This window comes from Paenibacillus sp. sgz302191 (assembly GCF_057749925.1).
On record NZ_JBYLHY010000007.1, the window covers coordinates 35482 to 61711 of the forward strand.

Annotated in this window: 23 protein-coding genes and 1 pseudogene; 5 read left to right on the forward strand and 19 right to left on the reverse strand. The window is 49.5% G+C overall.

What is annotated here, in order from left to right; all coding sequences use genetic code 11:
• Nucleotides 1-5: 5 nt before the first annotated feature.
• From AC3G2T_RS12025 to yicI, 3 genes are all read right to left on the reverse strand, one after another.
• Nucleotides 6-1625 (reverse strand): response regulator, encoded by a 1620-nt coding sequence (locus AC3G2T_RS12025; RefSeq protein WP_488435588.1) that lies wholly within the window; start codon nucleotides 1623-1625, stop codon nucleotides 6-8.
• Complete coding sequence (locus tag AC3G2T_RS12030; RefSeq protein ID WP_488435589.1) at nucleotides 1618-3417, reverse strand: cache domain-containing sensor histidine kinase; 1800 nt, start codon at nucleotides 3415-3417, stop codon at nucleotides 1618-1620. The genes AC3G2T_RS12025 and AC3G2T_RS12030 overlap by 8 nt, the downstream gene beginning before the upstream one ends.
• Nucleotides 3418-3513: 96 nt before the next feature.
• The gene (gene yicI / locus AC3G2T_RS12035; RefSeq protein WP_488435590.1) at nucleotides 3514-5841 is read right to left on the reverse strand and encodes an alpha-xylosidase; all 2328 of its coding nucleotides are present in this window, start codon (nucleotides 5839-5841) and stop codon (nucleotides 3514-3516) included.
• A gap of 149 nt (nucleotides 5842-5990) precedes the next feature.
• On the opposite strand from yicI, the gene AC3G2T_RS12040 reads away from it, so the two are divergent.
• The 3 genes from AC3G2T_RS12040 to AC3G2T_RS12050 all read left to right on the forward strand — a co-directional run bounded on the left by AC3G2T_RS12040 (nucleotide 5991) and on the right by AC3G2T_RS12050 (nucleotide 9363).
• Complete coding sequence (locus tag AC3G2T_RS12040; RefSeq protein ID WP_488435591.1) at nucleotides 5991-6887, forward strand: AraC family transcriptional regulator; 897 nt, start codon at nucleotides 5991-5993, stop codon at nucleotides 6885-6887.
• Nucleotides 6884-7771, forward strand: a complete 888-nt coding sequence (locus tag AC3G2T_RS12045; protein ID WP_488435592.1) for a helix-turn-helix transcriptional regulator — start codon at nucleotides 6884-6886, stop codon at nucleotides 7769-7771. The genes AC3G2T_RS12040 and AC3G2T_RS12045 overlap by 4 nt, the downstream gene beginning before the upstream one ends.
• Nucleotides 7772-8082: 311 nt before the next feature.
• Nucleotides 8083-9363: a glycoside hydrolase family 27 protein gene (locus AC3G2T_RS12050; protein WP_488435593.1), complete on the forward strand. Its 1281-nt coding sequence runs from the start codon at nucleotides 8083-8085 to the stop codon at nucleotides 9361-9363.
• 834 nt (nucleotides 9364-10197) lie between these two features.
• Here AC3G2T_RS12050 and AC3G2T_RS12055 read toward each other — a convergent pair.
• From AC3G2T_RS12055 to AC3G2T_RS12070, 4 genes are all read right to left on the reverse strand, one after another.
• Nucleotides 10198-11901 (reverse strand): ABC transporter substrate-binding protein, encoded by a 1704-nt coding sequence (locus AC3G2T_RS12055; protein ID WP_488435594.1) that lies wholly within the window; start codon nucleotides 11899-11901, stop codon nucleotides 10198-10200.
• Between the two features lie 50 nt (nucleotides 11902-11951).
• A complete protein-coding gene (locus AC3G2T_RS12060) occupies nucleotides 11952-12845 on the reverse strand; it encodes a carbohydrate ABC transporter permease (protein WP_488435595.1) in 894 nt (297 codons plus the stop codon).
• Nucleotides 12846-12856: 11 nt separating this feature from the next.
• A complete protein-coding gene (locus AC3G2T_RS12065; RefSeq protein WP_488435761.1) occupies nucleotides 12857-13747 on the reverse strand; it encodes an ABC transporter permease in 891 nt (296 codons plus the stop codon).
• Between the two features lie 280 nt (nucleotides 13748-14027).
• Nucleotides 14028-15023 (reverse strand): Gfo/Idh/MocA family protein, encoded by a 996-nt coding sequence (locus AC3G2T_RS12070; protein ID WP_488435596.1) that lies wholly within the window; start codon nucleotides 15021-15023, stop codon nucleotides 14028-14030.
• Between the two features lie 150 nt (nucleotides 15024-15173).
• Here AC3G2T_RS12070 and AC3G2T_RS12075 point away from each other — a divergent pair, with 150 nt between their 5' ends.
• Complete coding sequence (locus tag AC3G2T_RS12075; RefSeq protein WP_488435597.1) at nucleotides 15174-17156, forward strand: SH3 domain-containing protein; 1983 nt, start codon at nucleotides 15174-15176, stop codon at nucleotides 17154-17156.
• 227 nt (nucleotides 17157-17383) lie between these two features.
• Here the strand turns inward: AC3G2T_RS12075 and AC3G2T_RS12080 are convergent, their stop codons facing one another.
• The 10 genes and pseudogenes from AC3G2T_RS12080 to AC3G2T_RS12125 form a co-directional block, all read right to left on the reverse strand.
• Nucleotides 17384-18037 carry a CPBP family intramembrane glutamic endopeptidase gene (locus tag AC3G2T_RS12080; protein ID WP_488435598.1) on the reverse strand — a complete coding sequence of 218 codons (654 nt, stop codon included), beginning with the start codon at nucleotides 18035-18037 and terminating at the stop codon, nucleotides 17384-17386.
• 22 nt (nucleotides 18038-18059) lie between these two features.
• Nucleotides 18060-18230: a hypothetical protein gene (locus tag AC3G2T_RS12085; protein WP_474686405.1), complete on the reverse strand. Its 171-nt coding sequence runs from the start codon at nucleotides 18228-18230 to the stop codon at nucleotides 18060-18062.
• Between the two features lie 152 nt (nucleotides 18231-18382).
• Complete coding sequence (gene mazF, locus AC3G2T_RS12090) at nucleotides 18383-18724, reverse strand: endoribonuclease MazF (RefSeq protein ID WP_488435599.1); 342 nt, start codon at nucleotides 18722-18724, stop codon at nucleotides 18383-18385.
• Nucleotides 18718-18948 (reverse strand): AbrB/MazE/SpoVT family DNA-binding domain-containing protein, encoded by a 231-nt coding sequence (locus tag AC3G2T_RS12095; protein ID WP_488435600.1) that lies wholly within the window; start codon nucleotides 18946-18948, stop codon nucleotides 18718-18720. Before AC3G2T_RS12095 ends, mazF begins: the two co-directional genes overlap by 7 nt.
• Nucleotides 18949-19194: 246 nt before the next feature.
• A pseudogene (locus tag AC3G2T_RS12100) lies at nucleotides 19195-19515 on the reverse strand (transposase); the annotation flags it as partial.
• A gap of 147 nt (nucleotides 19516-19662) precedes the next feature.
• Nucleotides 19663-20058, reverse strand: a complete 396-nt coding sequence (locus AC3G2T_RS12105; RefSeq protein WP_488435601.1) for a phosphoribosylaminoimidazole synthetase — start codon at nucleotides 20056-20058, stop codon at nucleotides 19663-19665.
• A gap of 11 nt (nucleotides 20059-20069) precedes the next feature.
• Nucleotides 20070-21167 (reverse strand): polymorphic toxin-type HINT domain-containing protein, encoded by a 1098-nt coding sequence (locus AC3G2T_RS12110; protein WP_488435602.1) that lies wholly within the window; start codon nucleotides 21165-21167, stop codon nucleotides 20070-20072.
• Nucleotides 21168-21257: 90 nt separating this feature from the next.
• Nucleotides 21258-22499 (reverse strand): IS110 family RNA-guided transposase, encoded by a 1242-nt coding sequence (locus AC3G2T_RS12115; RefSeq protein ID WP_488435603.1) that lies wholly within the window; start codon nucleotides 22497-22499, stop codon nucleotides 21258-21260.
• A 266-nt stretch (nucleotides 22500-22765) separates the two neighbouring features.
• Nucleotides 22766-23020, reverse strand: a complete 255-nt coding sequence (locus tag AC3G2T_RS12120) for a hypothetical protein (RefSeq protein ID WP_488435604.1) — start codon at nucleotides 23018-23020, stop codon at nucleotides 22766-22768.
• A gap of 14 nt (nucleotides 23021-23034) precedes the next feature.
• Nucleotides 23035-23811, reverse strand: coding sequence for a recombinase family protein (locus tag AC3G2T_RS12125; RefSeq protein ID WP_488435605.1), 777 nt, complete (start codon nucleotides 23809-23811; stop codon nucleotides 23035-23037).
• A 181-nt stretch (nucleotides 23812-23992) separates the two neighbouring features.
• Between AC3G2T_RS12125 and AC3G2T_RS12130 the strand changes: the two genes are divergently transcribed.
• Entirely contained in the window at nucleotides 23993-24217 is a 225-nt protein-coding gene (locus tag AC3G2T_RS12130) for a helix-turn-helix domain-containing protein (RefSeq protein WP_488435606.1), read from the forward strand.
• A 322-nt stretch (nucleotides 24218-24539) separates the two neighbouring features.
• On the opposite strand, the gene AC3G2T_RS12135 is transcribed toward AC3G2T_RS12130, so the two are convergent.
• Nucleotides 24540-25454 carry a phage/plasmid replication domain-containing protein gene (locus AC3G2T_RS12135; protein ID WP_488435607.1) on the reverse strand — a complete coding sequence of 305 codons (915 nt, stop codon included), beginning with the start codon at nucleotides 25452-25454 and terminating at the stop codon, nucleotides 24540-24542.
• Between the two features lie 98 nt (nucleotides 25455-25552).
• Nucleotides 25553-26224: a helix-turn-helix domain-containing protein gene (locus AC3G2T_RS12140; RefSeq protein WP_488435608.1), complete on the reverse strand. Its 672-nt coding sequence runs from the start codon at nucleotides 26222-26224 to the stop codon at nucleotides 25553-25555.
• Nucleotides 26225-26230 lie beyond the last annotated feature (6 nt).

Sequence of the window (26230 nt, forward strand, 5' to 3'; positions counted from 1 at the left end):
CTGCCTTATGAACGTTCAGGCTGCATGCCTTTTCTAAACTCCAGCGGCGAGACGCCGTAATGCTTTTTGAACGCTTTGCTGAAATAATTCGTATCGTGGTAGCCGATTTTGTCGCTCACGGTCTGAATTTTCAGCTCGGGGTCGCGCAGCAGCTCCTTCGCCTTTTCCATGCGGACATTCAACGTGTATTCGTAAATGCCGCAGCCGTATTTTTGCTTGAACAGACGGAGCAGATGCTCCTTGCTGATGAAATATTTTTCGGTGAAGAGAGCAATTGAAATCTCCTCAAAATAATGATGGTCGATGAACGCCTTGATCTGTTCGACGTTGACCTTGTCGGCAGGCTTGTGGCTTTGCTGGATTTGTTGAATTTGCGCGAACCACTCCGCGATAAAAGCGGTCATCGTAAGCTCGAACCTCGCGAAGTCCGTCACCTGATGGCCGAATTGCAGGTCGAAGCGTTCCATCGCCACGGGCAGCAGGGAAGCCGCCGCGCCGCTCTCCTCGGCAAGCTGCTTCAGCAAAATGCGAAATTCCGTTTCGTTTTGGCGCATCGATTCGAGGCTGAAGTAGCCCGAGCGCCGGATATCGTCGAAAAACTGCTTCAGGATGCTTTCGGCATACACCGCACTGCCGATTTCCAGGCCGTGCAGGAGCAAATCCTTCTTCGCCAAAATTGACGCCCGCGCGGCCGTCTGACCTGCATTCCCGCGTACATGCAGCGGATCGAGCATGTTCGTCTGCCCCAAAGCGGCCTTCGCCGTTTGATACGAAGCGTCCAACTGATCAAGGCGGCCGGTTCTGCAGCCTAGCGCCGTAATGCTTTCGATGCCAAAAGCTTCCCGCAGTCGCGCTGCCGCCTGCTCAGCCGCTTCCCGCGCTCCGCTCTCCGGCGCAGACTCAGGTGCGGACAGGACGATGATGAACTCCTGCTCCTCTTTGCCGCTCTTGAAGCTGAATGCTCTGCCGGAGACGGACAACAGCTCGTCCAACGCATTCGTGATCGAGTAGTTGCAAGCGTGCATATCGCCCCCGAACTTGCCTCGGCTGACCTCGGCGAGATTCAATACCGTCACGACGACGACTCGAAACGCATCGGCGGGCTTCGCTTCGATCAAGTTTTCCAACTCCTTGATCTTGTGAAATTTGCCGCTTTGGCCGATAATCGACGCAAAAATTTTCTCCTTCACAAGCGGCAGGGAAATATTGTGCAAAATCGCGCCGGAAAGCTGGCTGTCGCGCTCGTTCCGCTCGCTGTCCAGCTGCGCGACCGCCCTGGCAATCGCCTGATTCAGCTCCGCTTTTTTAATCGGCTTCAAAATATAGTCGAGCGCACCCGAAGTGATCGCGCCGCGGGCAAATTCGAAGTCGTCGTAGCCGCTGACGACAATGCATTTGGCTGAAGATGCCGTCTTCGCGAGCTGCAAAAATTCGACACCGCCAACGAGCGGCATGCGCATGTCGACGAACACGAGGTCCGGCTTGTGGGCCGCCAGCATCTCCAACCCCTCCTTGCCGTCCCGCGCTTCCAGCACGGCCGCGACCCGGTGTTCCCGCCATGCGCCCAATGCGTGAATCGCGCGTCTGGCAGGTTCTTCATCATCAATGATCAGCGCTTTATACATGTCGTCTCTCCCTCATGGCAGTCAGCCCGATTTCCACTTCCGTCCCTTGGTGCAACCGGCTGCGAATCGTCACGTACGCCTCGCTGCCAAACATCAGCTTTAGCCGGGAATACAAATTTTTCAGGCCGATTTCCTCCTGCACATCCAAATAATTGTCGTTCATCCCGGCCAACACCTCGCTCAATCGCGCTTCCGTCATACCCGGACCGTCGTCGGCGACTTGCAGAACGAGCCATTCGTCCTCCAGGCTGACCCGGATTTCCATATACATCGCATTCGACATTTGCTCCAAAGCATGCTCAATTGCGTTTTCAAGCAGTATTTGCAGCGTCATTTTGGGAATGAGGCACGATTTCGTTTCGTCGGGAATATCCAACGTTACGGTCAACCGCTCACCGAATCTCGCTTTTTGCAAAATCAAATAGTTCTCAATATGCTCCAGCTCATGCAGCAGGCTGACGGTTTCACCGCCTTTAAAACAGTAACGCAGCGAAGAAGCAAGCGCATCCACCATTTGCTGAATCGTGCCGACTTCATGGATAATCGCCTCCGTCGAGATCGCCTGCAACGAATTATACAGAAAATGCGGATTGATTTGCGCCTCAAGCGCTTTCAGACGGGCATTTTTCTCGTTCAGCTTGATTTCGTAGCGCTCGGCGATCAAATCGTTGATTTTGACAACCATCTGATTGAATTTCCGCGACAAGTGCGCGATTTCGTCCGTGCCTTTGAACTCGTAATCCAGCTCGAAATTCCCCTCGCCCAACTGCTCGATGCGGCGGGAAAAATTTTTCAGCCTTCCCGTAATCGCATTGGAGACGAACACCACGACGATAATAAAAAAGAGCACGAACCCGCTGCCAACAAGCAGATTGACGATTCTAGCGGCCGCCGCCGACTTGTTCAGCTCGGCAATGGGCGTCAGCTTAATCAGCTTCCATCCGTCCCGGGGAGACGTGTTATAAAGCGTCAGGTAAGCGGCGTGGTCGATCTTTTGTTCCGCGTAGCCGGATGCGTTATCGCCCTGCAAGCTGACTAAATCCCCCAGCACCCGCCACTGCCGGTCGGACAGCCCGCCGCCGTTCGTATAATACAGCTGATTGCCGCTGTCGAACAGCCCGACGATCTCCCCGGATTGGTCCGGCAAATCGCCGAAAATCCGGTTCAACTCGCGGAAATTCAGCGTGATCGAAATGACGGCCAGCGGGCTTTTGTCCGCGACATTGATCAAAATACGGTGAAACACGAGAAAATGCTGAGGCTGTACGTCCGCCCCCTGCGACGCAAGAGCAGGCTCCATGCTGCGGAATTTGGGGCTGCCCGCCGCCTCCTTGTACCACGGCTCATTCTCGGTCTGCCAATCGCTTTGCTGGGACAAATTGACGGTCGAGCGGGAAAGCCGGTACTGCACATGATTAATCGGCGTATAAATGCTGATTTCCTCAATATCTTCGCGGGAGTAAAACATGTTCTTCATCTGATTTTGGATATAAAATTGCGCCAAATATTCGCTCGAAATGATCGAATCCATGAACATGGCGTCTTTCCGGGGCGAAAGCGAAAACTCGTCGATGCTGCTTATATAGCTTTCCAGATTTTGGTTCACCAGCTTAATAATCTTCTGGTTGCTCGCGATAAAATTGTTTTCGTTCGTCAGCGAAGATTGCCGGTACGACAAATAGGAAAGCAAGATGACGATCAATGCTACGATCAGCGAAAAAACGACGATGAGCTTGTTGCGCAGCCGCCCGTTAATGGTGCGGGAAATCGACTCCAGCCCTAATCTCCGCATATAATTGCCTCCCGGCCCTGAAGCGATATTGTCTATTATGCTCTATAGGATAAAATATCCCCCACGCTTCTGCAACAGAGCGAGGGGGATATTTTATTACAACGTTATGCGGACTGCCGCGCCGGCCGTTTCCGCCGTGATCCGCACGCCCGATTCATGCGGCTCCTGCATCCCGCCTTCCACCTTGGCGACAGACGTTACGCCTCTGAGGACGATGCTCCAACGGCTGCCCTGCGCCGCTCCGGAAGCGGCCGCTTGAATCACATTGCCGCTGCGTGCGGCGGCAAGCTTCACTTCCGCCTTCGTCTGCGGATGATAGACGCGGGACACCGCTTCCTGGCCGTCTTCCAGCTCGAAGAGGTGATACTCCGCATGCTCCGTGTAGTCGTAGTCCGGCTTATCGTCCACCGTGCCGACGGCAAGCAGCGTGTTCGGACGGACGAAGAGCGGTATGCTCAAGTAGCCGTGCTGCTCCTTGAACCATCGGCCTCCCTCCACAATCTCCCCGGTCAAGTAATTCGTCCATGTGCCGGCTGGCAGGTAGTAGGAAGCCGTGCCCGCTTCGTCGAACACCGGAGCGACCAGCAAGGAGCCGCCGAGCATGTATTGGCGGTCCAAAACGTCGCAGGTCGGATCGTCCGCGAACTCCAGCACCATCGCGCGCATAAGCGGCAGACCTTGCTGCGAAGCCTCGACCGCCGTGCCGAACAAATAAGGCATCAGGCTGCACTTCAACTTCGTGAAGAAGCGCAGCACATCGACGGCTTCTTCGTCGTAGAGCCACGGCACGCGGTACGAGCGGCTGCCGTGCAGGCGGCTGTGGCTGGAGAGCAGGCCGAATGCGGCCCAGCGTTTGTACAGATCCGCGCTGGACGTGCTCTCGAAGCCGCCGATATCGTGGCTCCAGAAGCCGAAGCCGGATAAGCCGAGCGACAGTCCGCCCCGCAGGCTCTCAGCCATCGATTCGTACGTCGCCGTGCAGTCGCCGCCCCAATGAACCGGGAACTGCTGGCCGCCGGCCGTCGCGGAACGCGCGAACAAAGCCGCCTCGCCTTTGCCGAGCTTTTCTTCCAGCACTTCGAACACAACCTTATTGTACAACTGCGTGTAGTAATTGTGCATCTTGACCGGATCGGAGCCGTCATGGTAGACGACATCTGTCGGAATCCGCTCGCCGAAATCCGTCTTGAACGAATCGACGCCCATTTCGACTAGCTTTCTCAGCTTGCTTGCATACCACTCGCAGGCCGCCGGATTCGTAAAGTCGACGATGCCCATGCCCGGCTGCCACATATCCCACTGCCAGACGTCGCCGTTCGGCCGCTTCAGCAGGTAACCGCCCTGCATGCCTTCTTCGAACAGCGGGGACCGCTGGGCGATATAAGGGTTGATCCAGACGCAAATTTTCAGCCCTTTATTTTTGAGGCGCTGCAGCATCTGCTCCGGCTCCGGGAAAATCCGTTTGTCCCACTCGAAGTCGCACCAATGGAACTCCCGCATCCAGAAGCAGTCAAAATGGAAAACGTGAAGCGGCAAATTCCGCTCGGCCATCCCGTCGATAAAACCTGTCACCGTAGATTCGTCGTAGTTGGTCGTGAACGAAGTCGTCAACCAGAGGCCAAATGTCCATGCTGGAGGCAGCGCCGGCTTGCCGGTCAGCGTCGTATAATTGCCGAGCACTTCTTTCAAATCGGCGCCGCCGATGAGGAAATACTCCAGGTATTCGCCTTCTACGCTGAACTGCACTTTGGACACTTTTTCCGAAGCCACTTCGAAGGACACATTTTCCGGATGGTTGACAAAAACTCCGTAGCCTTTGTTCGTGATATAAAAAGGAATGTTTTTATACGATTGCTCGGAATTCGTGCCCCCGTCCCGGTTCCAGATGTCGACGCTTTGGCCGTTTTTCACAAACGAAGTGAACCGCTCGCCCAACCCGTAAACGCTTTCTCCGACGCCGAGATCGAGCTGGTCTCTGACGAAAGCCCCTTCATTTTCGGAGATGACATAACCCATATTCTTAAAACCGCTGGAAGTTAGTTTGCGACCCTTGTAATCGAATTTCAAATTCCACGGCGTATCCCGGCGAATGCTGGCGCGCAAGCTTCCGCTCGTAATGCTGGCCTCTTGCACATCCTCCCGAACCTCAACTGCCGCCTGGTCATCCGAGTGAATTTGGAAAAACGGCCCGACCTGGCGCTTGCCTTTATGATGAAAAATTTGCACGCGAATCACGTCTTCTAGCGGCGAAGACAGCTTCACCTCGATCAAAGGCGTATCCAGCTCGCCGGAGCGGTTAACGATCGGTTTGGGCGGGCCGAACAGCGTAAGCGAACGATCGGTTGCATATACGTCATGAACTTCAACCGGACTAATAATCTGATACCCTTTGCGGGTCATCCACTGGCCGTCACTAAACTTCAAAGAAGTCATCTCCTCGTCAATTATGTTTATAAAAATATTGATCCAAATGGGGTACCTTAAGTAAAATAGTAATAGCTTCCCTATATATTTGTCTTGCAGAATGCTGATATCGGCATATAACAATTTTGATAATCGAGGAGCCTCCGCCTATGAACTTAGAAGCGCTGAGAGAAGGCCGGATTCACGGCGATCTGATGTTTCCGCTGAGCGTGTACCAGGTGGAAAAAATAAACGAAACGTTCTTCAATTACCACTGGCACCGGGAAATCGAACTGATTTACATGACGGAGGGCAGCGCCCTGTTCCATATCGGAGCTTCCGCCGTGGAACTGCAGCAGGGCGAAGCTCTGCTCATTCCGAGCGGCCAGCTGCATGCGAGCTACCCGCTGGATGAACGGCCCGCCTATTTTCACGCCGTCGTCTTTGATCCGCAGCTTCTCGGCAGCGGCGTCTATGACGCCATTCAGAGCAAATACATCGAGCCCTGGTTGGAGCGCAGGCTTGTTCTGCCGGACATTTTCCGTCCGTCCAGCCCTTGGGAGCAGCGCGTGCTGCTCTTCCTGACCGACATCATCGAACAGTACAAGGCAAGGCCGAGGGGATTCGAGCTGAAAATAAAAGCGGATCTGCTGGCGTTCTTCGCAGAACTCCTGCCGCACGGCGAGCGGTCTTCCGACCTGCCCCGCAGCTCCTCGGATTCCGACAAAATCGAGCGGATCAAACCCGTCCTGCAATACATGCACGACCACTGCCGGGAGCGTATTCTCATTCAGGACCTCGCTTCCCTGATTCCGATGAGCGAAGGGCACTTTTGCCGCTTTTTCAAATCGATCGTGAAAAAGACGCCTGTCGAATATTTAAATTTCCTCAGGGTGGAGAAAGCGATGAAATGCCTGGAAAACCCGCATCTCAAAATTATCGACGTCGCCAGCGAGGCCGGCTTTGAAAGTCCGAGTTATTTTATTAAAACGTTCAAAGCGCTCAAAAGCATGACACCGACGGAATACCGGAGAGCATTCACAAGCAAAGGAGCGGAAACGTCATGAATGGCGCATCCCCTTACGGCGTCTACGGCTACCGGTTCTCCGATCCGCTTGAGGGCGCTCTGCACCAGCTCTATGCCGTGGGCTGCCAGTATGTCTCCGCAGAGCAGTCCTACGAATGGGACGGCATGGAGCGGATCGACGGCCCGCTTTTTCTGTTTCAATATACCGTGTCCGGCTGCGGCTGCCTGGATATGGACGGCCGCAGCTTCGACGTCGGGCCCGGACACGCGCTGATGGTGGAAATTCCAAGCAAGCACAAATACTATCTCCCTGAGCATAGCTCGCATTGGGAATTTTATTTTGTGCAAATCCGCCCGTTTCATTTGGAAAAGCACTGGTCCGATTTCGTCCAAAGCCACGGCTTCGTGCCGCAGATCCCGCCCGAAAGCCCCGTTATCCGCACGCTGCGGGATATCTACCACACAGCCAGGAAAGACCGGATCGCCGACGCTTTTCAGGCATCATCCCTGGTGTATCAATTTATGATGGAGCTGTCCAGACATAACCGCGCCGCCAAAAAAGAAAAGTCGGCCTGGCCGGACGGCATCCGGCTGGCGGTAGAAGCGATCGAAACCCGTTACGCCTCGCTGCAAAGCCTGGAGGAAATCGCGCATGTCGCCGGCTTGTCGAAGTATCATTTTACGCGTTCGTTCCATGCTTTGACCGGTTACACGCCGATTGCCTATTTGACGAAAATCCGCATGCAAAAAGCCGTAGAACTTCTGCACAGTACTACGCACAGCGTGGAGCAGATTGCGCAAATGATCGGCTACGCAAGCGGCAGCTATATGATCAAAGTGTTTCGGGAATGGGTCGGCTCCTCGCCGGGCGAGTTCCGCACGAGGTCCGAATTCGCCGCCGTCAGACGCCTGCAGTTCGACTGAACAGGCAAAGCGCGGCAGGTGTGTCCGGCATGCAGACCGGGGAGCCGTTGGAGCGCCGTCGGGGAACGGTTGGGGCAGCCCCGGGGTGCCGTGGGGGCAGCGTCAGGGGAGCTGTTGGAGCAACGCCGAGAGCTGTTAGGGCAACGTCGGGAAACCGTTAGGGCAGCGCCGAGACAGCAATATTTTACAATCGGCAGCAAAACATTATTGTAGATGAATGCGCCGGGTTCTTTTATCATACGAGAGAACACGCTTATTTTGCGAAGCTCGCTTATTTCGCCTATCTCTCGCCAATGAAAGGAACTGATCCTATGCAGCATCACCGGACCGCACAGACACCGCCAATGGGCTGGAACAGCTGGGACTGCTACGGCGCCAGCGTCACCGAGGAAGAAGTGCTCGGCAATGCCCGCTATATGGCCGAACATTTAAAACAGTATGGATGGGAATATGTTGTCGTCGACATCCAATGGTACGAACCGGGAGCCAATTCTTCCCGTTACCGGAACTTCGCACCGCTCGAAATGGACGCGTACTCGCGGCTCATTCCGGCGGTCAACCGGTTTCCGTCCGCCCGGGACGGACAAGGCTTCAAGCCGCTGGGCGAGCAAATCCACGCGCTCGGCCTAAAATTCGGCATTCACATCATGCGCGGCATTCCGCGCCAGGCCGTCCATGCCGATACCCCGATCCTGGGCACGGACCGGACCGCGCGCGAAATCGCGCATCCGAATTCCATCTGTCCGTGGAACACGGACATGTATGGGGTGGATGCCTCCAAGGAAGGCGCGCAAGCTTACTATGATTCCTTGTTCCAGCTGTACGCGGAGTGGGGCGTCGATTTCGTCAAGGTGGACGATATCGCCGCTTCCCGTCTGTACCACATCCACCCGGAAGAAATCACGCTGATCCGCAACGCCATCGATAAATGCGGCCGCGACATGGTGCTGAGCCTGTCGCCTGGCCCCGCTCCGCTGGAACACGCGGAGCATTTGACGGCCAACGCCAACATGTGGCGGATGACGGACGACTACTGGGACCTGTGGCCGCTGCTGTACAACATGTTCGAGCGCTGCGAAAAATGGTACCCGCATGTCGGACCCGGCCATTGGCCGGATTGCGACATGCTGCCGCTCGGCCATCTCGGCATCCGCTCCGTGGACGGGGGCGGCAGCGACCGCTTCACTCGCTTCACGCGGGATGAGCAAGTCACGATGATGACCCTGTGGTCCATCTTCCGCTCCCCGCTCATGTTCGGCGGCGAGCTGCGCGACAATGACGACTGGACGCTGTCGCTGCTGACCAACGACGAAGTGTTGACCGTTCACCGCGACAGCTTCGGCGGCAAGCCGCTCTACCGAGACGGCGACCGCATCGCCTGGACCGCGCAAGACCGGCAGGGCGGCGTCTACGTCGCGCTGTTCAACGCAGGCGACGAGCCTGCGGACGTGCAGGTGACGCCGGAGCAGCTCGGGCTGTCCGGCCCGGTCCAGGCGCGCGACCTGTGGAAGCGCGAGGATCTCGGCAGCTTCGGCGGCGCCATCGCCCGGACTGTGCCGCCGCACGGCGCAGTGCTGCTGAAGCTGGCCTGACGCCGTCAGCCTGCAGGCAGCAGCGCGCGGACGCGCGAACAGAGTGTCGAGAAAATCTCGGCACTCTGTTTTTTTGCCCCGAAGCGCAGCCGCAGGCGAAGCGAAAGACGGTGCAGCCGTTCGCAAAGCGGCTCGACCACTCGTCAGCCCGCAAGCCTGCAAAAGTCACAACGTTGAAAAAGTCTCCACACGCTGTTAGGACCGTTTCATAGACGCCCCGTACCTGGCGCCCGACAAAACCTGCGAAAGTGCAGGCTTTTTCCGCGAAAGTGACTCGTTTTGGCGAAAAGCCTGCGATTGTGCAGGAATTTCCAGTCATTGTGGCACCAAGCGTGAGTTTTGGCGAAAAAACCTGCAGTTTTGCAGGAATATTTCGAAGCAAGCGTGTCTGCGGGCAAAAAACTGTACTTTTGCAGGTTTTTCCCCCTTGCCATGCAGAAGTGCTATCTCCTGGCGGACAAGTTTCTTGAGAAGCTGAAAAATGCAGGCTTTCCGCTGGAAACGGCCCATTTGGCGAAAAATGCCTGCAAGTGCTGCAGGAATTCCCCTTCACGAGGGGGCCTGAGCCCTAAGTGCTAGCAGTTTGCAGGTTTTCCTTGCGTGGCCAAAGATTTGCCGCGCGGAAGGCTTTCCTCGCATCGTCAGGGAGGGGGGACGCCGACGGGCGTAGGCTTTCTCAGCACCGCCAAGGCCTAGCCGACGGGCGTAATGCTTTCTCAGCACCGCCAAGGCCTAGCCGACGGGCGTAATGCTTTCTTAGCACCGCCAAGCTAAGCCGGCGGGGCGCGGTTTCTCCAGCCCCGCCAGAGATACACTGGCGGGGCGTGCCCCACACTACTCGTTCCAGAGCTTCACTCTGTCTTTGACAAGCTGTGTCCATTGCTCGTTCATTTTTTTCACGCCGGCTTTGTCGAGGTCAGCCATGAACGCATCCCACACTTTATCGAAATTTTCCGGTTTGGCGAGAACCGCTTCCGGAATGCGCTTTTTCATAATGTCCTGGCATTTTTGGTACGTGACCTGCACGTCCGAGCCTGTTTCCATTTGAATGCCCCATGCCGCGCCGTATTTGCGCACCGGGAATTCTTCCGGCTTCGGCCACAGGTCCAAATAAGTGATCGCATTGTACGCCTTAAGCGTGTCATGGTCCGATTGTGAATAGTTTTTCAGGTACTGTTCCGTGAAGTTCTTCGTATAGTAGTTGCCCGTCGGATCCTTCACGCCGTCGCCATAGCGGGCGGAGATCCAATAGTTGCCGATGCCGATGTCCTTTTTGTAGCCGCTCGGATCGTTGGTCTGTCTGTTTTGCGTTTCCACAGTGGCGATGCGTTTGCCGTTATCCATTTTGTAGTCGATGCCTTCGACTCCCCAGTTGACCAGCACCTGGCCTTCGTCGGAAGCGAGCCAATCCAGAAATTGAATCGCCCGAACCGGGTCCTTGCATTTGGTCGTAATCCCTGTCCCCCATCCGGCCATATAACCGGTGTCCTGGAAGGCGTGATCCTTTATATTTTCGTTCATCGTTACCGGAAAATGCGCGTAAGTTTGATCGAACTTGCCGTCCTTTTTCAGCACGTTCTCCCCTTCAACGTAATCCCATTTCTGATCGATCAGACCGAGCACGCGGCCGGAGGCGATTTTGGCTTTGTATTGGTCGTATTTTTGCACGAAGCTTTCGGGATCGATGAGTCCGATGCTGTTCATGTGGTTCAGCCACCTGAAATATTCTTTTTCCTCCGGGCGCTGGTAATGGAATTTGGCTTCGTACGTGCTCTGATCGATATAAAACTCCCCGTCGTCAGGCGCCCCCGTAGCGTAAAATGCAGGGTTTGTCACCGAGATGAGCATGTGCCAATCGTCCGCATTCAGGGACAAGCCGATCGTCGGCTGGCCGTCCGTCATCGGGTGCTTATCCTTGTAAGCTTTGATGGCGTTTTCATAATCCTGAACCGTTCTGATTTTCGGGTATCCAAGTTCTTTGAGCAGGCGATGCTGCAGCTCGAAGCCGCCTTCCGAGTCAAAATATTTCTGATTCACCCCGACGAACGGCAGTACGTAAATCGCATGGTCGTTTTGGCTGTAGCGCAGACGTTTCATGTAATCGCCGTACACCTTTTTCAAATTCGGGCCGTATTTGTCGATCAGCGGCGCGAGGTCGATCATGGCTCCGGCATCGATCAGCTTTTGCGTGTCGCCTTTGCCCATAATGAGATCCGGGTATTCCCCGCTGGATGCCATCAGGGCAATTTTCTGATCGGCTGCTCCCACCGGAAATTCTACTTTCAGCGTGACGCCCGTTTTTTCTTTAATCACCTTGCCGACTCGGCTCTGCATATCGTCCCAATCCGGATTCTGATCCGCGGCGAACATCGTAAAAGTAATAGGAGCCGCCCCTTTCGCTCCTGCCGCCGTACTGTTCGGCGTTGAACTGCCCTCCGGCGTGCCCGATGAGGACGGCGAAGCGTCCTTGGAGCAGCCTGCTGCGAACAGCATTACTGCGGCAAGCAGTGCGGTCGTAGTTTTTAACGCTTTCTTCATGAACAAAAATCCTCCCTCTATTGTGGCTTTCTTGATTTTTCCAAGTTACGTCAGCTTTTTACGGCTCCCAACGTGACGCCTTTGACAAAATATTTTTGCAGGAACGGGTACACGATCAAAATCGGAAAAGTCACGACCATCGTTATCGCCATGCGAACCGACTCGGGCGAAACTTTGGCAATGCTTTGCGAGGCGTTCGGATTGCGGGATTCATTGCCCGTCTGCGTGCTTTGAATCACCTTCGTCAATTCATATTGCAGCGTCGTCAATTTGATGTTCGTACTGTTGTACAAAAACGTGTCAAACCACGAATTCCAATGCGCAACCGCGATAAATAAAGCAATCGTCGCCAACACGGGCTTGCACAGCGGCAAAATGATTTTCCAGAAAATCGTCCAATCGTTGGCCCCGTCGAGCTTGGCCGACTCCTGAAGCGCATAAGGCAGGCCGTCCATATAGGAGCGGATGACGAATACGTTCCAGACGCCGAGCAGCCCGGGAATGATATATACCCAGAAAGAATTGAGCAAATGAAGGTTGCGCATCAGCATGTAGACGGGAATCAGCCCGCCGGAAAAGTAAAGGGTGAGCGCAAACAGCATCGACATCGGCCTGCGCGCCTGAAAGTCCGTGCGCGACAGCACGAAAGCAACCATCGAAGCGCTTGCTACGCCCAGGATCGAGCCCAGGATCGTGCGCAGCACCGAGTTCTGAAAGCCGATTATAAGCCCCGGGAAGCGGAAAATTTGCTCATAGTTTTGCAAGGTAAACTCGCGGGGCCATATGTGGATGCCGCCTTTTACCGTATCCGAGGAGTCGTTGAGCGAGATCGCCAGCACATTGAGAAAAGGGTACAAGGTGGCGGCGGCCGCGAACAGCATGATGACGTAGAGAAGCAGATCGAAGGCCAATTCGGCTTTGCTTCTCCCTACGCGCACTGGCATGAGCGTACCTCCTAAATAATCGTTTCTTTGGTCACTTTTTTATAAATCGTGTTGGCCGTCAGCACCAAAACGATACTGACCACGGAGCTGAAAATGCCGATCGCCGTACCGTAAGAGAAGCGGCTGAGCTTGATCCCGTAATTCAGCGCGTACAATTCGAGCACTTCCGAATAGTCGGTAACGAGCGAGTTTTGCAGCTGAAACTGCTTTTCAAAGCCGATGCTGATCAGATTGCCGATCGAGAGAATGAACACCACCATGAACGTAGCGCGGATGCCCGGCAGCGTAATATGCCAAATCCGCCGGAAACGGCCGGCGCCGTCCACCGTAGCCGCTTCGTACTGTTCCTGATCGATTCCCGCCATCGCCGCAAGGAAAATGATCGAGTTCCAGCCCGTTTCCTTCCACATGTCCGAAGCGGTAACGATGCCCCAGAACCAGGTCGGCTTGGCCATAAACTGAATCGGCTGGTCGATCACATGCAGCGCCATCAACAGTTCGTTGAGCGCGCCGTTCTCGACGGCAAGCATCTTCGTGACGATGCTCGCGACGACCGCCCACGATACGAAGTGCGGCAAATACGAAATCGTCTGCATCGAACGCTTGAACAACTGGCTGCGAAGCTCGTTCAAAATGACCGCAAATACGATCGGAACCGTAAAGCTCACGATCAGCCCCATGACGCTCATGCCCAGCGTGTTGCGCAGCACAAGATAAAAGCGCTCGTCGGCAAACAGCTCCTTGAAGTTGTCGAGCCCCACCCACTGCTGGTTGAGAATCGGCTTGCCTGGTTTAAATTTTTGAAAAGCCATCAGCCAGCCCCACAAAGGGACGTAGCTGAATATGACGATCCATATGACGAAAGGCACGGACATCATGTACAAATACCGCTGCTGAACCATTTTCCGAAAAAACCGCGAAGACGGCTTTCGCCCCGCAAGAAGCAGTTCCCGATCGGCAGGCAGCGTTTTCATAAACTTCCCTCCCCCTGGTTGTGCGGCCCGCTTTTCTCAAGCCTCCGCTATGTATGTATTCATCATACTGGAAGACGGACATGTAAAAAACCGTATAAATTCGTCATCAAATCATGTCAAAACAGCGCTTGCAAAAAGACAAAAAACCCCGGAGCCTCATTTGCTCCCCGGGGTCCTTTTTATGCAGTTGTCAGTCTCAAAGCAACGCTCATGCATGTATGCTGTTGTCCGCCGGAAACACAAGCCCTATTTGCCTCCTGGCCTCGTCCATAATTTCCAAAGTGATTAAAGAATTCGCATGGGAATTCGTAGCGGATTCCAGCCTGCCGCTTCGGATCAGGCCGATAAATTCCGCAGCTTCGTACATCATCGCTTTGCCGGTTTGCGCCTGTGTCAACTCCTCCACGCTTCCGTTCCGATAGCGGATTTCCACCTTGCCGGGGGTGTTGATCTGATCGATGATCATCGTCCCGTCCTCCCCTTGAATTTCTACAGGGGCATACGAACTGCTAATTTTCGAATGCATGAGCACCGCGTCCATATCCTTATAGCTCAGGAGGAGGCTTCCCTCTCCGTCGACACCGGATTCCAGCAGCAGTCCGTTCGCCTGAACGCGCTCAGGCTTGCCGAACAGAACAGCCAACGGATAAATGCAGTAAACGCCAAGGTCCATCAAAGAGCCGTTGGAAAAAGCGGGATTAAAAGCGTTCAGCACTTTACCTTGCTTATAGGCATCATAACGGGAGGAATACTGGCAGTAGCTTGCAAAAAAGCGGCGGATTGGCCCCAGCTTGTGCAGGTTGTCCCGAATAGCCCGGAAATTCGGCAGCAGCGTCGATTTGAGAGCTTCCATGAATACGACGTTGTTCTTGCGCGCAGCCTCAATCATTAAGGCCAGCTCGGCGGCATTGGAAGCAGCCGGCTTCTCGACCAGCACATGCTTGCCATGATTCATGAGCAAAACGGCCTGCTCCGCATGAAACGAATTCGGGCTGGCAATATAAACCGCGTCGAACTCACCGCTCCCCGCGAACGCCGCCAGATCCGTGAACACGTGCGGAACCTCGTACTTTTCGGCAAACTCCCGCCCCTTCTCCTCCGTACGTGAATATAAAGCAGCCAGCACAAACTCCCCCGTCTGCCTGGCCGATTGAATGAACTCCTCCGTAATCCAGTTGGTGCCGATAATAGCAAATCGTATCATATCTTGGACTTCTCCTTCGCGCATTTGATTAGCTTGCCTTCTAATTAACTATATCATTTTTTGCGGAAGAAGATGAGATTGCAGGCCCCCGGTATCCATGATATGGTAAAATAGTTTGAAACGACTCGTTAAAGGGTGGTGCAACAACCAATGTTGAAAAAAAACGTTATTATGTTCATATCGGGAATTATCCTTAATTTGGCGATATGCTCCGCTGCCGTTACGGCTTCGGAGTATGCGGACACTCCGTCGGAGCCGGCGGACGGCTTGCGCGTCCCTAAGACGTTGACTTTGCTGGAAGAAACGCCGTACTACAAAATTCCCAACGTGTCTCTTAACCAACCGGAAGGGACTTTTGCCCCCCAGGAAGTCGAAGTCATAGAGGCAGAGCCCTATTGGGCGCAATCAGGAAATTGGTGGAAAATCCGCACCTCCTTCGGCGACAGGTGGGTCAAGACCTTTCCGAGCAGCATTGACGTACCACCTCCCGCCGCAGTAACGCTGCTTGAAAACACGCCCCTATACGCCAAGCCGGACAGCTCCGGGCAGCCGACAGCAGCGCTTTCTCCTCAGGATGTCAACGTTGTCGGCGCGGAAAAACAGTGGTTCTACAGCTCAACCTATATCGGCAGCGAAATGAAATGGCTGAAAATCAGCACGACATGGCTCGGTGACCAATGGATTCAATTACCTCGCCAAAAGATAGGCCTCATTCGACCCGTAGACCGGAAATCGTTTTATTTATATGCGGAAGTATTCGAAACGCCGATAACCGACTACACGAATTATGTCCCTTTGAACACTGCCCAATTCCTGCGTCAAACCGCCGAGTTTATTTCTCCCGAAGGTACGACCTACCGGGTAGAGACCGGGAGCGGACCGAAATGGACGAGGGAAACCGGCATGGTTATTGCGAAAACGAACGAAACGATCACGCGCCGCGTCCGAACGCCGCTTTATCCATACCCGTGGCCTTACGGGCAGGAAGACCCTGTCATGATCGAACCGCAAACCGTAACCGCGCTGGAAAAAGCGGAACCCGAACCTTACATGAGGGAAAACGTTTGGTATCATGTCGTCACGAATAAAGGCGAAGGTTGGATCAACGGGCATTATGCCGATCCCGAAGATGCCAAGACCGAGACAGCCGAGCTCCGGCTGAACGCGGATGTTACGGAATTATACCGCTACCCCGGGACCGGGATTTTGCTGCATTACGGCCAAATAGGGCCGCAAACGGTCCGCCCCACGGCCACCTGGACCGATCCGAACGACACTCGCTGGTACCGGATCGAGACCTTTCTCGGCCAGGCCTGGATCGCGATTCGTCCGGATAAAGACCGGATTGTGCTCCCCGACCGCGGGCAGAATATGCAGCTTATCGTCCAGAGTAGCTACAAAGGAGCTATTTATAACCAGGACGGCATCTATACATTTGGAAACGAGAAAGCCGGATTTATGAAGGACAATCAAATATATTTCGATTCCGGCTTTTTAGCGAAAATGTACCAATTCACGGTGACAGGCCCCGATGCGAAGGGCTGGTGGACCTTTGACAGCGGCGCGGGATATTCGTTCAGGCTAAAAGCCGGCGACAACCAGGTCACGACCTCATGGAACGGCGGCAGCAGCCGCACCGTGCTTCTGCATGCCGCGCCGGCCTCCGCCTCCGCCGATGCAGGCGCAGGGCATCCCCCTGCCCTGCGCATCGACGATTTGCGGACCCTTTTCGGCGCTTTCACCGAAGTGTCCGCAGGCGGCAGCGAAGTCCTCCTCGGCGCTAACGGCTACACACCCGAATCGCTCCAATTTCCGAGCGCCGTGGACGGAAACCGCCTGCATCTGTCCGCCCTGCTTTACGATGAGGACCGACCGGATCAAAACATGCACCGGCTGAAACCCGTGCTGTATGTATACGACCGTGACTCCGGCAATCCCGACGATCCGCAAGCTGCGGCATCAGAGGCGTATCTGTATTCGCTGGATTTCAACCGGGGATTATATGAAATATCCCTGAATAAGGAGCTGAAATCAGGAGTCAACCGTTTAAGCGCAGTATTAAAAGTCGGCGAACGAATACTATTCCGGCGAGACTTCGACGTAACGGCAAGGGATGCGAAGCTGCAGCCATAAGCCGCTCTCTGGCCTCGCCCTCCGGAACCGATATCACCCTGCAGGTGGCAAGTACCAAAGCAAAAAAGCCTGTTCACTTCAGCTCTTTTCGCTGTTTTGAACAGGCTTCTTTTTTAATCGGACAGGACTATAAGATTTTGCTGAGAAATGCCTGGGTACGTTCATGCTCGGGCGAGCAGAAATTTTCGGAAGCGACGATCATCGTGATGCCTTCATAAGTGTGGAAATTAACTGCCAATATTCATCATGGCCAAAAGGTCAAAAAACAAATGCACGATAATGACAGGGACGATCCTCCGGCTTTTGACAAAATAAATGGAGAAAATAAAGAAACTTAGCCCGACATATAAAGCCGGTATTAATCCTTGATATAGATGATATGAGATCTGAATCAGCGTGCTTGCAACGACCGCTACTTCTTCTTTTTTGGCCAAATACTTCAACTCGGTTATTGTGTAGGCCCTGATAATCAATTCTTCAAAAAAAGGATTGATCAATATGAATGTGAAGTAAAATATGGATATGTTTGATTTTAGAAAATCAATGTTTTGAGGCCCTTGAGAAAAGCCCGGAGAGATAACGAGCGCAATTATGTAAACAATATAGATGCCGAAATACAGCGCTAACCCGTGTAAAACATCCGTTTTGCGAAATTCAAAACCAATATCTTTAAAAGTTCTGCCTTGCTTGTTTAAGACAACATAAAGCAATCCAAGCGAAAGCACTTCCCATATGATGCTGAACATAAATTGAAAATCCGGGTTATAATTTGAGGTATTGCCTGTTTGAAAAAGATAGATTGAGTTTATAACAAGTGGAGATATCGAAATCAATAAAACTATGACTAATGAAAGTATGCGAATTCGGGCTTCAGTTCTCACTTGCTAACTCCTTTATGCCATTTCACTCCGTTTCAATACTGAAAATAACGAAATAATTCAAGTTTTTTGCATCCCGTTCCTCTTTATCTATAATTCTGAACTCATTCGATGCGGGATCCTGGATGACAAAGTACGACTGGCTATTCTCTCTGAAAAGCTTCTTCGCAATATCGATGGCATACTGCTTGGTCATATAAATATTCCCCCTTAATGAAATTATCGGTCTTGGACGTTTCTGAAATAAGTTGAATTGCAGGCAAACCCTCCTTATTGTTAACATTTTAAATAGTAAGATTATACCATATTTTTTGAGGGAGCGGCAGATGGCAGCATCTCTTCGAGATGTTATTTCGAAAGTAATAATTCAATTTTGGAAATGACCTCGGCTAAGGTCTTCTCCGCTACTTTACAGATGAATGCGGCTTGATAGTATTGCCAGTCAAGACTTTTCACTTGGTCGGATAGAATGGCCCCCTCGATCGGCAAGTCCTGCGGAATGATTACCTCAAAGGGATAGCCCTTGATCTTTGAAGTTACCGGACAAAATAAAGATAAACCGACCTTCCCATTGTACGATGCCGGTGATATAGCTAAGGCAGGCCGCTTGCCAGCTTGCTCAAACCCCGATTGCGGATTGAACTGCAGCCATACCAAATCGCCGCGATCTGGAATGTACCGTTCTACCATGACTCTCGACCTTCCGGATTACCTGTAGAGATTTCATGATGAATATTGTCCGGGGTCACCTGTGATAATAATTCGTCTAACATTTTTGACTTGGGCTTAATTACAAGATAACCATTTTCTATATCGAGATCAACTTCAGAACCTTCCTCAAGACCCACTTTGACTGCCAGCGCTTTGGGAATACGAATGCCCAAGCTATTGCCCCATTTTTGAACCTGCAGCATAAATATCACCTCCAATAATGTTTATACAAAGTTTAAACAAAATACAAGGAAATGTCAAATCGAAGTTGGCTAGAGGGCAATAATGCTCAGTTCAGTTGCGGATTTCTAGAGTTACTCAAAATACGAATAAAGATTCAAACTAAGCGGATTATCAATCTGTCCTTCATACGTATCTTGGTCAATAAACCGCTCTTTTCAAAACAAAAACGATGCAACCAGAAGATTGCACCGCTGCTCTATCCAATATTATACAGCTTCTTCTTTTCTAGGAACAATCAAAACATATTCCGTCTTGTTCTTCATCATCTTATACACAATATTGACCAACTTTCGCATGATACAAACGATGGCCTGTCCTTTCGTCTTTCCTTCCGCCTGCTTCTTGTTATAATACTCCAGAAAGATCGGATTCCGCGGCTCTTGATGTCTTCTGGACAACGCTAATTGGCGGCAAGCCAGTTGAAAGAACAACTCATGCAAAGCGCGATTGCCCTGTCTCGTCTTCGCATGCTTAACTTTGCCCCCAGAACCAATATCAACAGGGGCTATTCCTACGAATACCACAAGGCTAATTGATTGGCCAACAGTGCTAAGACATATTTTTTGAAAATCTCGGCTCATACATCCTAAGCACTTTTTGCTGTGTTTAGTGATGCCGCGGCAGAAAAAAGAAAACCTTGCGAGGGTTAGTCGCAAGGCCGATGTGATTAAAAGTTAACTTTCTTCGTTATCAATTTCGAACTTTCTTCTTTTAAAAATCTCTAATGCCGCTTTCTCCCTTTCAATCAAATCTTTGTGATGTTGAAAATCACCAGCAATTTCCTTGTAACCCCATATTGCAGAAAGATCATCACCATTCTGGTCTCCGATAAAATTAAAGTACCACGAAGTTGATATCTTATGATTCAAAATTGCAAACCATTCGGAAGGATACCATATCGGATCATTGTCTTCGCATTTTAATAAGTAGTATAGGTAATTGTCCCAAACCCCTATTGCATAAACAATATATACATCGTTTACTTTTAAAGTCTCTGATATGTAATCGCTAGGATAACCAGCTTTTAGAGACAATATATTCCCCGAGTTACCTTGACATTGTACCTTCATACTTTTCTCCCTCACCTATCCTTAAACTTAAAATCATCGTATTCACCAGTAAGAAAATTATAAACCCAATGAATTTCAACCCCATCATTGGTTTGACTCATTTTTACCCATCCGTCCTTATGTGACCATCTGGAGTCTTGCATTAATGAAGGCATTTTTAGGATTTCACCTTTAGTCGGATTTTTCATGGCTTTATCCATAGCTGCTCTTTCTATATCATTATTTGGAACTGTCCGTCCTGTAGAACCTCTTCCTAGGGGACCACTACAGCTTGTATTATGCACCCATACACCAAGATTACTAACAAAGTACGTATGGTACTCATTAACCGTCATGTTGTAGACAGTAGCTTGCCTGTGTTCCATCTCAATGCTATCTATCTTAAGTTTATTTCCATCACTTTGAAGAAGGAAATCATTAATCTTGAGATCTTTGACGAAGGTCCAACCCTTTCCGTCCACCCAGAAGGGATGATTAAAGGTCGATTCAATCGTTTGATCGCCCACACGGATGTTATATATTTCATCCGTCTCATGACTAAACGTCGCCGTTACATCTTTGTAAGCCTCCTCTCCAGTCTCTTCGTTCTTCGAGAGAACTTTATCTCCGACTTGAATGTCTTCGATATTCTTTTCCCCTTTATCTGTTAGCACTTTTGTGCCTGCTGTAAAGCAATTACATTCAGCAGATACTAAACTCGAAGCCCTCGTTCTAGCCGCTGCTGCACCTTTCTTTACACCTACTGCTCCCATATCTACATAAGATTCTAAAATAGATGCCAAGTCTGATGCACTAGCTATATTAGCTTTATTAACGTCTACAAGCATTTTTATAGCCCAATTAGATTTGTCTAGTGTATTCTCCTCATCCTGATTAGTCATAGTGGCTATACTATACAAATAGTTATAATAATTGTTATTCTCATCTTGGAACTGCCTTTGATAATAAGAACTCCATTGATCATGTACTTCTTGTATACCTAATTCCCCATCTCTTGCCATCTCAAATGACAATTGGAGTTCTCTTGGATCATGCCCAGTAGGATCAACATGGGTCAACGGGTTATTATGCACATAGGTGTACAAGTTGAGAGTTAACGGATTATCCAATTGCCCCTCATAGCTATCTTGGTCAATAAACCGCTCTTTTCAAAACAAAAACGATGCAACCAGAAGATTGCACCGCTGATCTATCCATTATTATACAGCTTCTTCTTTTCTAGGAACAATCAAAACATATTCCGTCTTGTTCTTCATCATCTTATACACGATATTGACCAACTTTCGCATGATACAAACGATGGCCTGCCCTTTCGTCTTGCCTTCCGCCTGCTTCTTGTTATAATACTCCAAAAAGATCGGATTCCGCGGCTCTTGATGTCTTCTGGACAATGCCAATTGGCGGCAAGCCAGTTGAAAGAACAACTCATGCAAGGTGCGATTGCCCTGTCTCGTCTTCGCATGCTTGACTTTGCCCCCAGAGCCGATATCGACAGGGGCTATTCCTGCGAACCGTGCAAGCTGATTGGCGGAAGCAAAGCGGTGAATATCGCCTATTTCAGCCACTAGATTTGCTGCACTGACTAAATCAATCCCCGTCATGCTTTCCAACTTGAAACCTAATTCCTTCATCAATGGCTTGATTTCGCTCTCTACCTGCGCGATTTCCTTCTTGTGGAATCGAATTTCCTTCACTAAACTCTTCACAATAAAATCACGCTTGTCCTGAAAATCATTCTCCTGCTGCCCATCGCTTTGAATCAGGGACATAATTTGTTCTGCTTTCTTCGTAGAACACGCGTAATTGCTCAATTTCCGCAAGAAATGGGTTAGCTCATCCAATTCAATGCTCTGCAAGTGCCTTGGCGAAGGGAAACGGTGAAAGAAGCCCAATGCCGTCTTGCCATCCAATTCAGAGAAAAATTTGCGGTATGTAGGGTAATGGTGCTGTAGCTGAGAATGAAGCTTTTTGATGGAAAATGCCTGTCCCTTCATACTCGCATTCCGCCTAGATACCAATTGCTTGATCGCCCAGTAATGGTCAATTGGATTCGCAACAGGTAAACGATCCAAGTCCTCCATCAACACGGTAGCGATGCATTGTGCATCCCATGAATCTGACTTCTTAACCGTGTTATGACTCTTACGCTTGGCACTCGATAGCTTGCCGCTGACTTCTTTGACTATGTATTGCTTTTTCTTAAGGAACACGGTCAACGTTCTTCCGTAGTTCGTCGTGTCCTCCAGACCAAATATGATCTTGGTAAACTCCGTTTTAGTTCGCTGTTTTTCAATGACCTTGAGCAATTTCGGAAAATCCGATGGCTTGTTTGCAAACGTAACCTCAAACAGCTTCTCACGGTAAAAGTTCATACCTACAGCGGTATGCTGATGCTTGTGCGGGTCTATCCCCACATATAAATACTCTATTCGTTCTTTCATCCTATCCATCCTTTATATGTGAAATAATTGCATTTGAGTGATTGATAAAGGGCAGTTCGCAACTTCCGATTTCGAGCGTTAACCGTAGCGATTCGCAAAGATACAAAAGCAATACCACCCTTTAGCAATCACTCAACAAGGATTCTATTGTCAAAGAACAGGGTAGAAGGTTGGATTCGCAACTTGGAAACAAGCGTTCACCATGTTCCTTACATGATGCGCAATGATACTACAGCAATATGCCAACCCTCACATGATTCTTTCAGCTACCTACTGGCTTTCATGTCACAAGCCAAAAAGGCTTTTTCCATTCGCAAATGAAGCAGTTCCAAACGCACATTGGCTTCAATCTGATGAATAGCAAGCAATACTTCTTCCATCAACAGTTTTTCAACATATTCTCCGTACTGAAAAATGTGGTCATACATCGCCAACGTACACATTTCAGCGGTTCTCAGTTGCTTGGAATAGGTGTCTTCTTGCTGCACTAATTGACGATACTTTTCAACCAAAGTCTCCATCCTATGACCACCTTTCATATAATGGCTTGATGCTTGCCAACCGCTTGAACATTGGCATAACGGTACATGCCGCTATAGAAATCTTTGCGGTCAAGAATACGTTTGACTTGGACTTTGGTAAAGGAATTTCCTTGCCGGGTGGTTAAGTTTTCAAGATTCAATTGACTTGCAATTTCAGACAAACTCCAAGTCGGGTTTAGCTCTTTTAATTCAAATACACGTTGCACAACAGCGGCTTGTCTCTCGTCAATCTCAATGACTTTAGAGCCTTTCTTTGCCGTATAGCCAAATGTTGCTCGTCCTCCTGCATAACCACCTTCTTTGGCTTTCTTGTTGCGTCCTTTGCCCAGTTTCATTGCAATTTCTAAGCGTTGGTAGGCGTCTAACAATTCCATCAAGCCGTTAATCAGGAAGTCGGAAGGGTCTTTCTTATAAATACTGTAGGTTGGCTGCTCAATGGATTTTACATCGACGTTATGTTTCTTAAACTCCCGATGAACCAAAACTTTAACAATATCGCTGCGCCATAGACGGTTCGTGTTCAAAACGACTACAGCATGAACGGATTGAGTAGCGATAAGGGAAAGCATGTCCTGGAAACCCTGACGATCCACCTCCAAAGTATCCTCATCTACTTTTGCACCGCTGATACCTTCATCGCTGAATACATGTAGCAGGTTCCAGCCTTGCTGCTGGCAATAGGATTCAATTTCTTCTTGCTGATAAGACAGGCTATAACCATCTCTGGCTTGTCCTGCTGTCGACACTCGAATATAGCCGATGACATTCATTGAAATTGCCCTCCGTTACAGAGATTTTGATTATTGTAACGCAATACCGATATATTTATATTATATAACGCAATACCGTTGTATTCAAGTTTATTTTTCTTATGTTAAAATAAATCTCATAACGGTACTAAGTTATACGATTGGTTAATACTCTACTAGCATTGTAACGGAGGAGATAGAAATGCCCGTTCGGTTACGTTTAAAAGAAATTCTCGAAGAAAGGGGAATTTCTCAAAGACAATTGGCTATTATGATGAATATTCGTCCAAATACTATCAGTCACTTGTGTTCAGATAAATTAAATGCAGTTTACTTTGATACATTAGAGCAAATATGTAAGACATTAAATGTTGATCTACAAGAATTGATTATAATGGAAGATGACAAAACCTCCCCTTTAAAATAACCTGAATCGTCCAATTCCTAACAACGATGAATGGCAGTATCAGCTATGCAATATATGGCTAAACTCAAGGCTTTTTACGATGTAAATTACCCCCGACTATCCAAAGAAAATGAAATCGTTATTTTAAAGTCATTCAATCGGGGAAATCATCTGTTCACTCTTGTTAACTGATGTTTTTAATCGTTTACTTATGTTTACTCACATTTCATATGTAATTCAAGCTAAGTCGAAAAAAACCTTATAAACATTGGCTTTATACTCATTTCAAACGAAATTGAAATCGCAATCGTATCGCTAACAAATCGGTATGTATGGATGACATTTAACTCAATTTTGAATAATCTATGTACAATGGTTTCAACTGAGTCTGGCTTGGGAACTGCAATTTCCCTGCCTGACTTTTTTTGCTTGCATATGTAGAAGCCCGATAAATTTGTTTTAATTCGGTTTCACTGAACTGAGCATGAAGAACTTTGAACCCAAGTATACGTTCAATTTGATTAATTTGATGCAAGTGGGATTGCAGCCAGCTAATCGTAAGACCTTCTAAAGTTTCAGGCAATTTAATATGTTTCAAAATCCGCTTCGTCGCATGTTCGAAAAATTCTTTGGTTAATAAATCAACTGCAAGTCGCTTTAATGAATATTGCTTCATATCTTTATAGCTCGGACTGATTTCTATTCGGAGCAATCCATATGCTTGTTCGATGATTTCTTTTGACTCTTTACGATCCATACATTCCTTCTGCTTATTATAGAAAGTGACGCGGCTGCTTTTGTTTCTATGTGTTACAGTTTCCATGTAACCATCCGTATGCGGCTTCATATAGGGCATTTGGATCATGCTAATTTGCTTGATATATTCAGATACTTGCTCATGGACTTGAAAATTCCAGCATACGTCAATTCGTGTTAAATACCAGTCCTCCGTTCTAACGTGAATGTCAAACAATTCGTGTAACCTTTGATGCAACCTTTGGAAGAAAAGGGGAATATCGCTTTCTTTCAGGAGGCGTACATTGTTACCGTAGAGAAACTTGGGGATGGAAATTTGAATTTTGAGCAGTTGAATATTTTCTTTGTACTCGATGTATGGCAGATGTTCGTCATGAATGATGTATGTGGATTTATGTAGACCTGTATCATGATCATAGTAAGTTATCGGTTTATTTTCGTATGTAACGAGTAATTGACGGTCAATAGGGATATTCGTTTTTAAAGTTATTGTATCGAACAAAGACATTCTCCTAGAGTATGATAGATTCTAAAAAATGAGAGAAGATTCGGCATGTTATAAGAACAATCAAGAGCATCATTCCTTTCAATGATCCTTATTTATTTGAGCAAATCATGCTTAACAGCAAAATCAAAAACATCATCGTCTATAGCGTTTTGACCGCGCATAAACTGACCAAATCCTAATTGTGGCACAGTCATATAGTAAACCAATAAACGTAACGCTGACATTCGTTTATCTTGTCGTTGCGACCAATTCTCTTGTTCGGATTCATTAGTATTTTCTGGTGCCATTTCATCAAATAACTCGCTTAACCGTTCCAATGTCTCCAATATGCGTCTGCCTCTGTAGAAATCTTGCTCATAAAGCTCCGTGTACAGTGTCGAACGTAAATTCAGAATAAGCGTTTCGATTTGTAATTCCTGATCAAGCATTCTTCGCTCATCCTCGTAGGGATCGACCCAACGCAAATACTCTTGCCTAACGCCATCATCATCTGTAAAGGAATCTGGCATTTCAAAAGAATCCCGCTTCGATAGTCGTCTAAGATACTCTAATTGAATTTGAATTTTTTCGACTTCGTTCAGTTCCTTTGTAAAATATTTTTCTTCAATGTTAAACAATTTAGATAATGCCTCAAGTTTGGCTTTGGGGATAGGTCTTTTTTTACTTAACCACGCCATAATAGTTGGTGGAGCAATGTCCAATTTTTCAGCCAATTTCTTGTAAGTGCCATTATACACTTTTACAATATATTGAAGTCCTATCATTTAATT

What these genes read in the sequence shown, in the direction of transcription:
- AC3G2T_RS12025 (WP_488435588.1), bottom strand. Translation starts at nt 1,625, where the DNA reads ATGTATAAAGCGCTGATCATTGATGATGAAGAACCTGCCAGACGCGCG.
- AC3G2T_RS12030 (WP_488435589.1), bottom strand. Translation starts at nt 3,417, where the DNA reads ATGCGGAGATTAGGGCTGGAGTCGATTTCCCGCACCATTAACGGGCGG.
- AC3G2T_RS12040 (WP_488435591.1), top strand. Translation starts at nt 5,991, where the DNA reads ATGAACTTAGAAGCGCTGAGAGAAGGCCGGATTCACGGCGATCTGATG.
- AC3G2T_RS12045 (WP_488435592.1), top strand. Translation starts at nt 6,884, where the DNA reads ATGAATGGCGCATCCCCTTACGGCGTCTACGGCTACCGGTTCTCCGAT.
- AC3G2T_RS12050 (WP_488435593.1), top strand. Translation starts at nt 8,083, where the DNA reads ATGCAGCATCACCGGACCGCACAGACACCGCCAATGGGCTGGAACAGC.
- AC3G2T_RS12055 (WP_488435594.1), bottom strand. Translation starts at nt 11,901, where the DNA reads ATGAAGAAAGCGTTAAAAACTACGACCGCACTGCTTGCCGCAGTAATG.
- AC3G2T_RS12060 (WP_488435595.1), bottom strand. Translation starts at nt 12,845, where the DNA reads ATGCCAGTGCGCGTAGGGAGAAGCAAAGCCGAATTGGCCTTCGATCTG.
- AC3G2T_RS12065 (WP_488435761.1), bottom strand. Translation starts at nt 13,747, where the DNA reads ATGGTTCAGCAGCGGTATTTGTACATGATGTCCGTGCCTTTCGTCATA.
- AC3G2T_RS12070 (WP_488435596.1), bottom strand. Translation starts at nt 15,023, where the DNA reads ATGATACGATTTGCTATTATCGGCACCAACTGGATTACGGAGGAGTTC.
- AC3G2T_RS12075 (WP_488435597.1), top strand. Translation starts at nt 15,174, where the DNA reads ATGTTGAAAAAAAACGTTATTATGTTCATATCGGGAATTATCCTTAAT.
- AC3G2T_RS12085 (WP_474686405.1), bottom strand. Translation starts at nt 18,230, where the DNA reads ATGACCAAGCAGTATGCCATCGATATTGCGAAGAAGCTTTTCAGAGAG.
- mazF (WP_488435599.1), bottom strand. Translation starts at nt 18,724, where the DNA reads ATGGTAGAACGGTACATTCCAGATCGCGGCGATTTGGTATGGCTGCAG.
- AC3G2T_RS12095 (WP_488435600.1), bottom strand. Translation starts at nt 18,948, where the DNA reads ATGCTGCAGGTTCAAAAATGGGGCAATAGCTTGGGCATTCGTATTCCC.
- AC3G2T_RS12105 (WP_488435601.1), bottom strand. Translation starts at nt 20,058, where the DNA reads ATGAAGGTACAATGTCAAGGTAACTCGGGGAATATATTGTCTCTAAAA.
- AC3G2T_RS12115 (WP_488435603.1), bottom strand. Translation starts at nt 22,499, where the DNA reads ATGAAAGAACGAATAGAGTATTTATATGTGGGGATAGACCCGCACAAG.
- AC3G2T_RS12120 (WP_488435604.1), bottom strand. Translation starts at nt 23,020, where the DNA reads ATGGAGACTTTGGTTGAAAAGTATCGTCAATTAGTGCAGCAAGAAGAC.
- AC3G2T_RS12125 (WP_488435605.1), bottom strand. Translation starts at nt 23,811, where the DNA reads ATGAATGTCATCGGCTATATTCGAGTGTCGACAGCAGGACAAGCCAGA.
- AC3G2T_RS12130 (WP_488435606.1), top strand. Translation starts at nt 23,993, where the DNA reads ATGCCCGTTCGGTTACGTTTAAAAGAAATTCTCGAAGAAAGGGGAATT.
- AC3G2T_RS12140 (WP_488435608.1), bottom strand. Translation starts at nt 26,224, where the DNA reads ATGATAGGACTTCAATATATTGTAAAAGTGTATAATGGCACTTACAAG.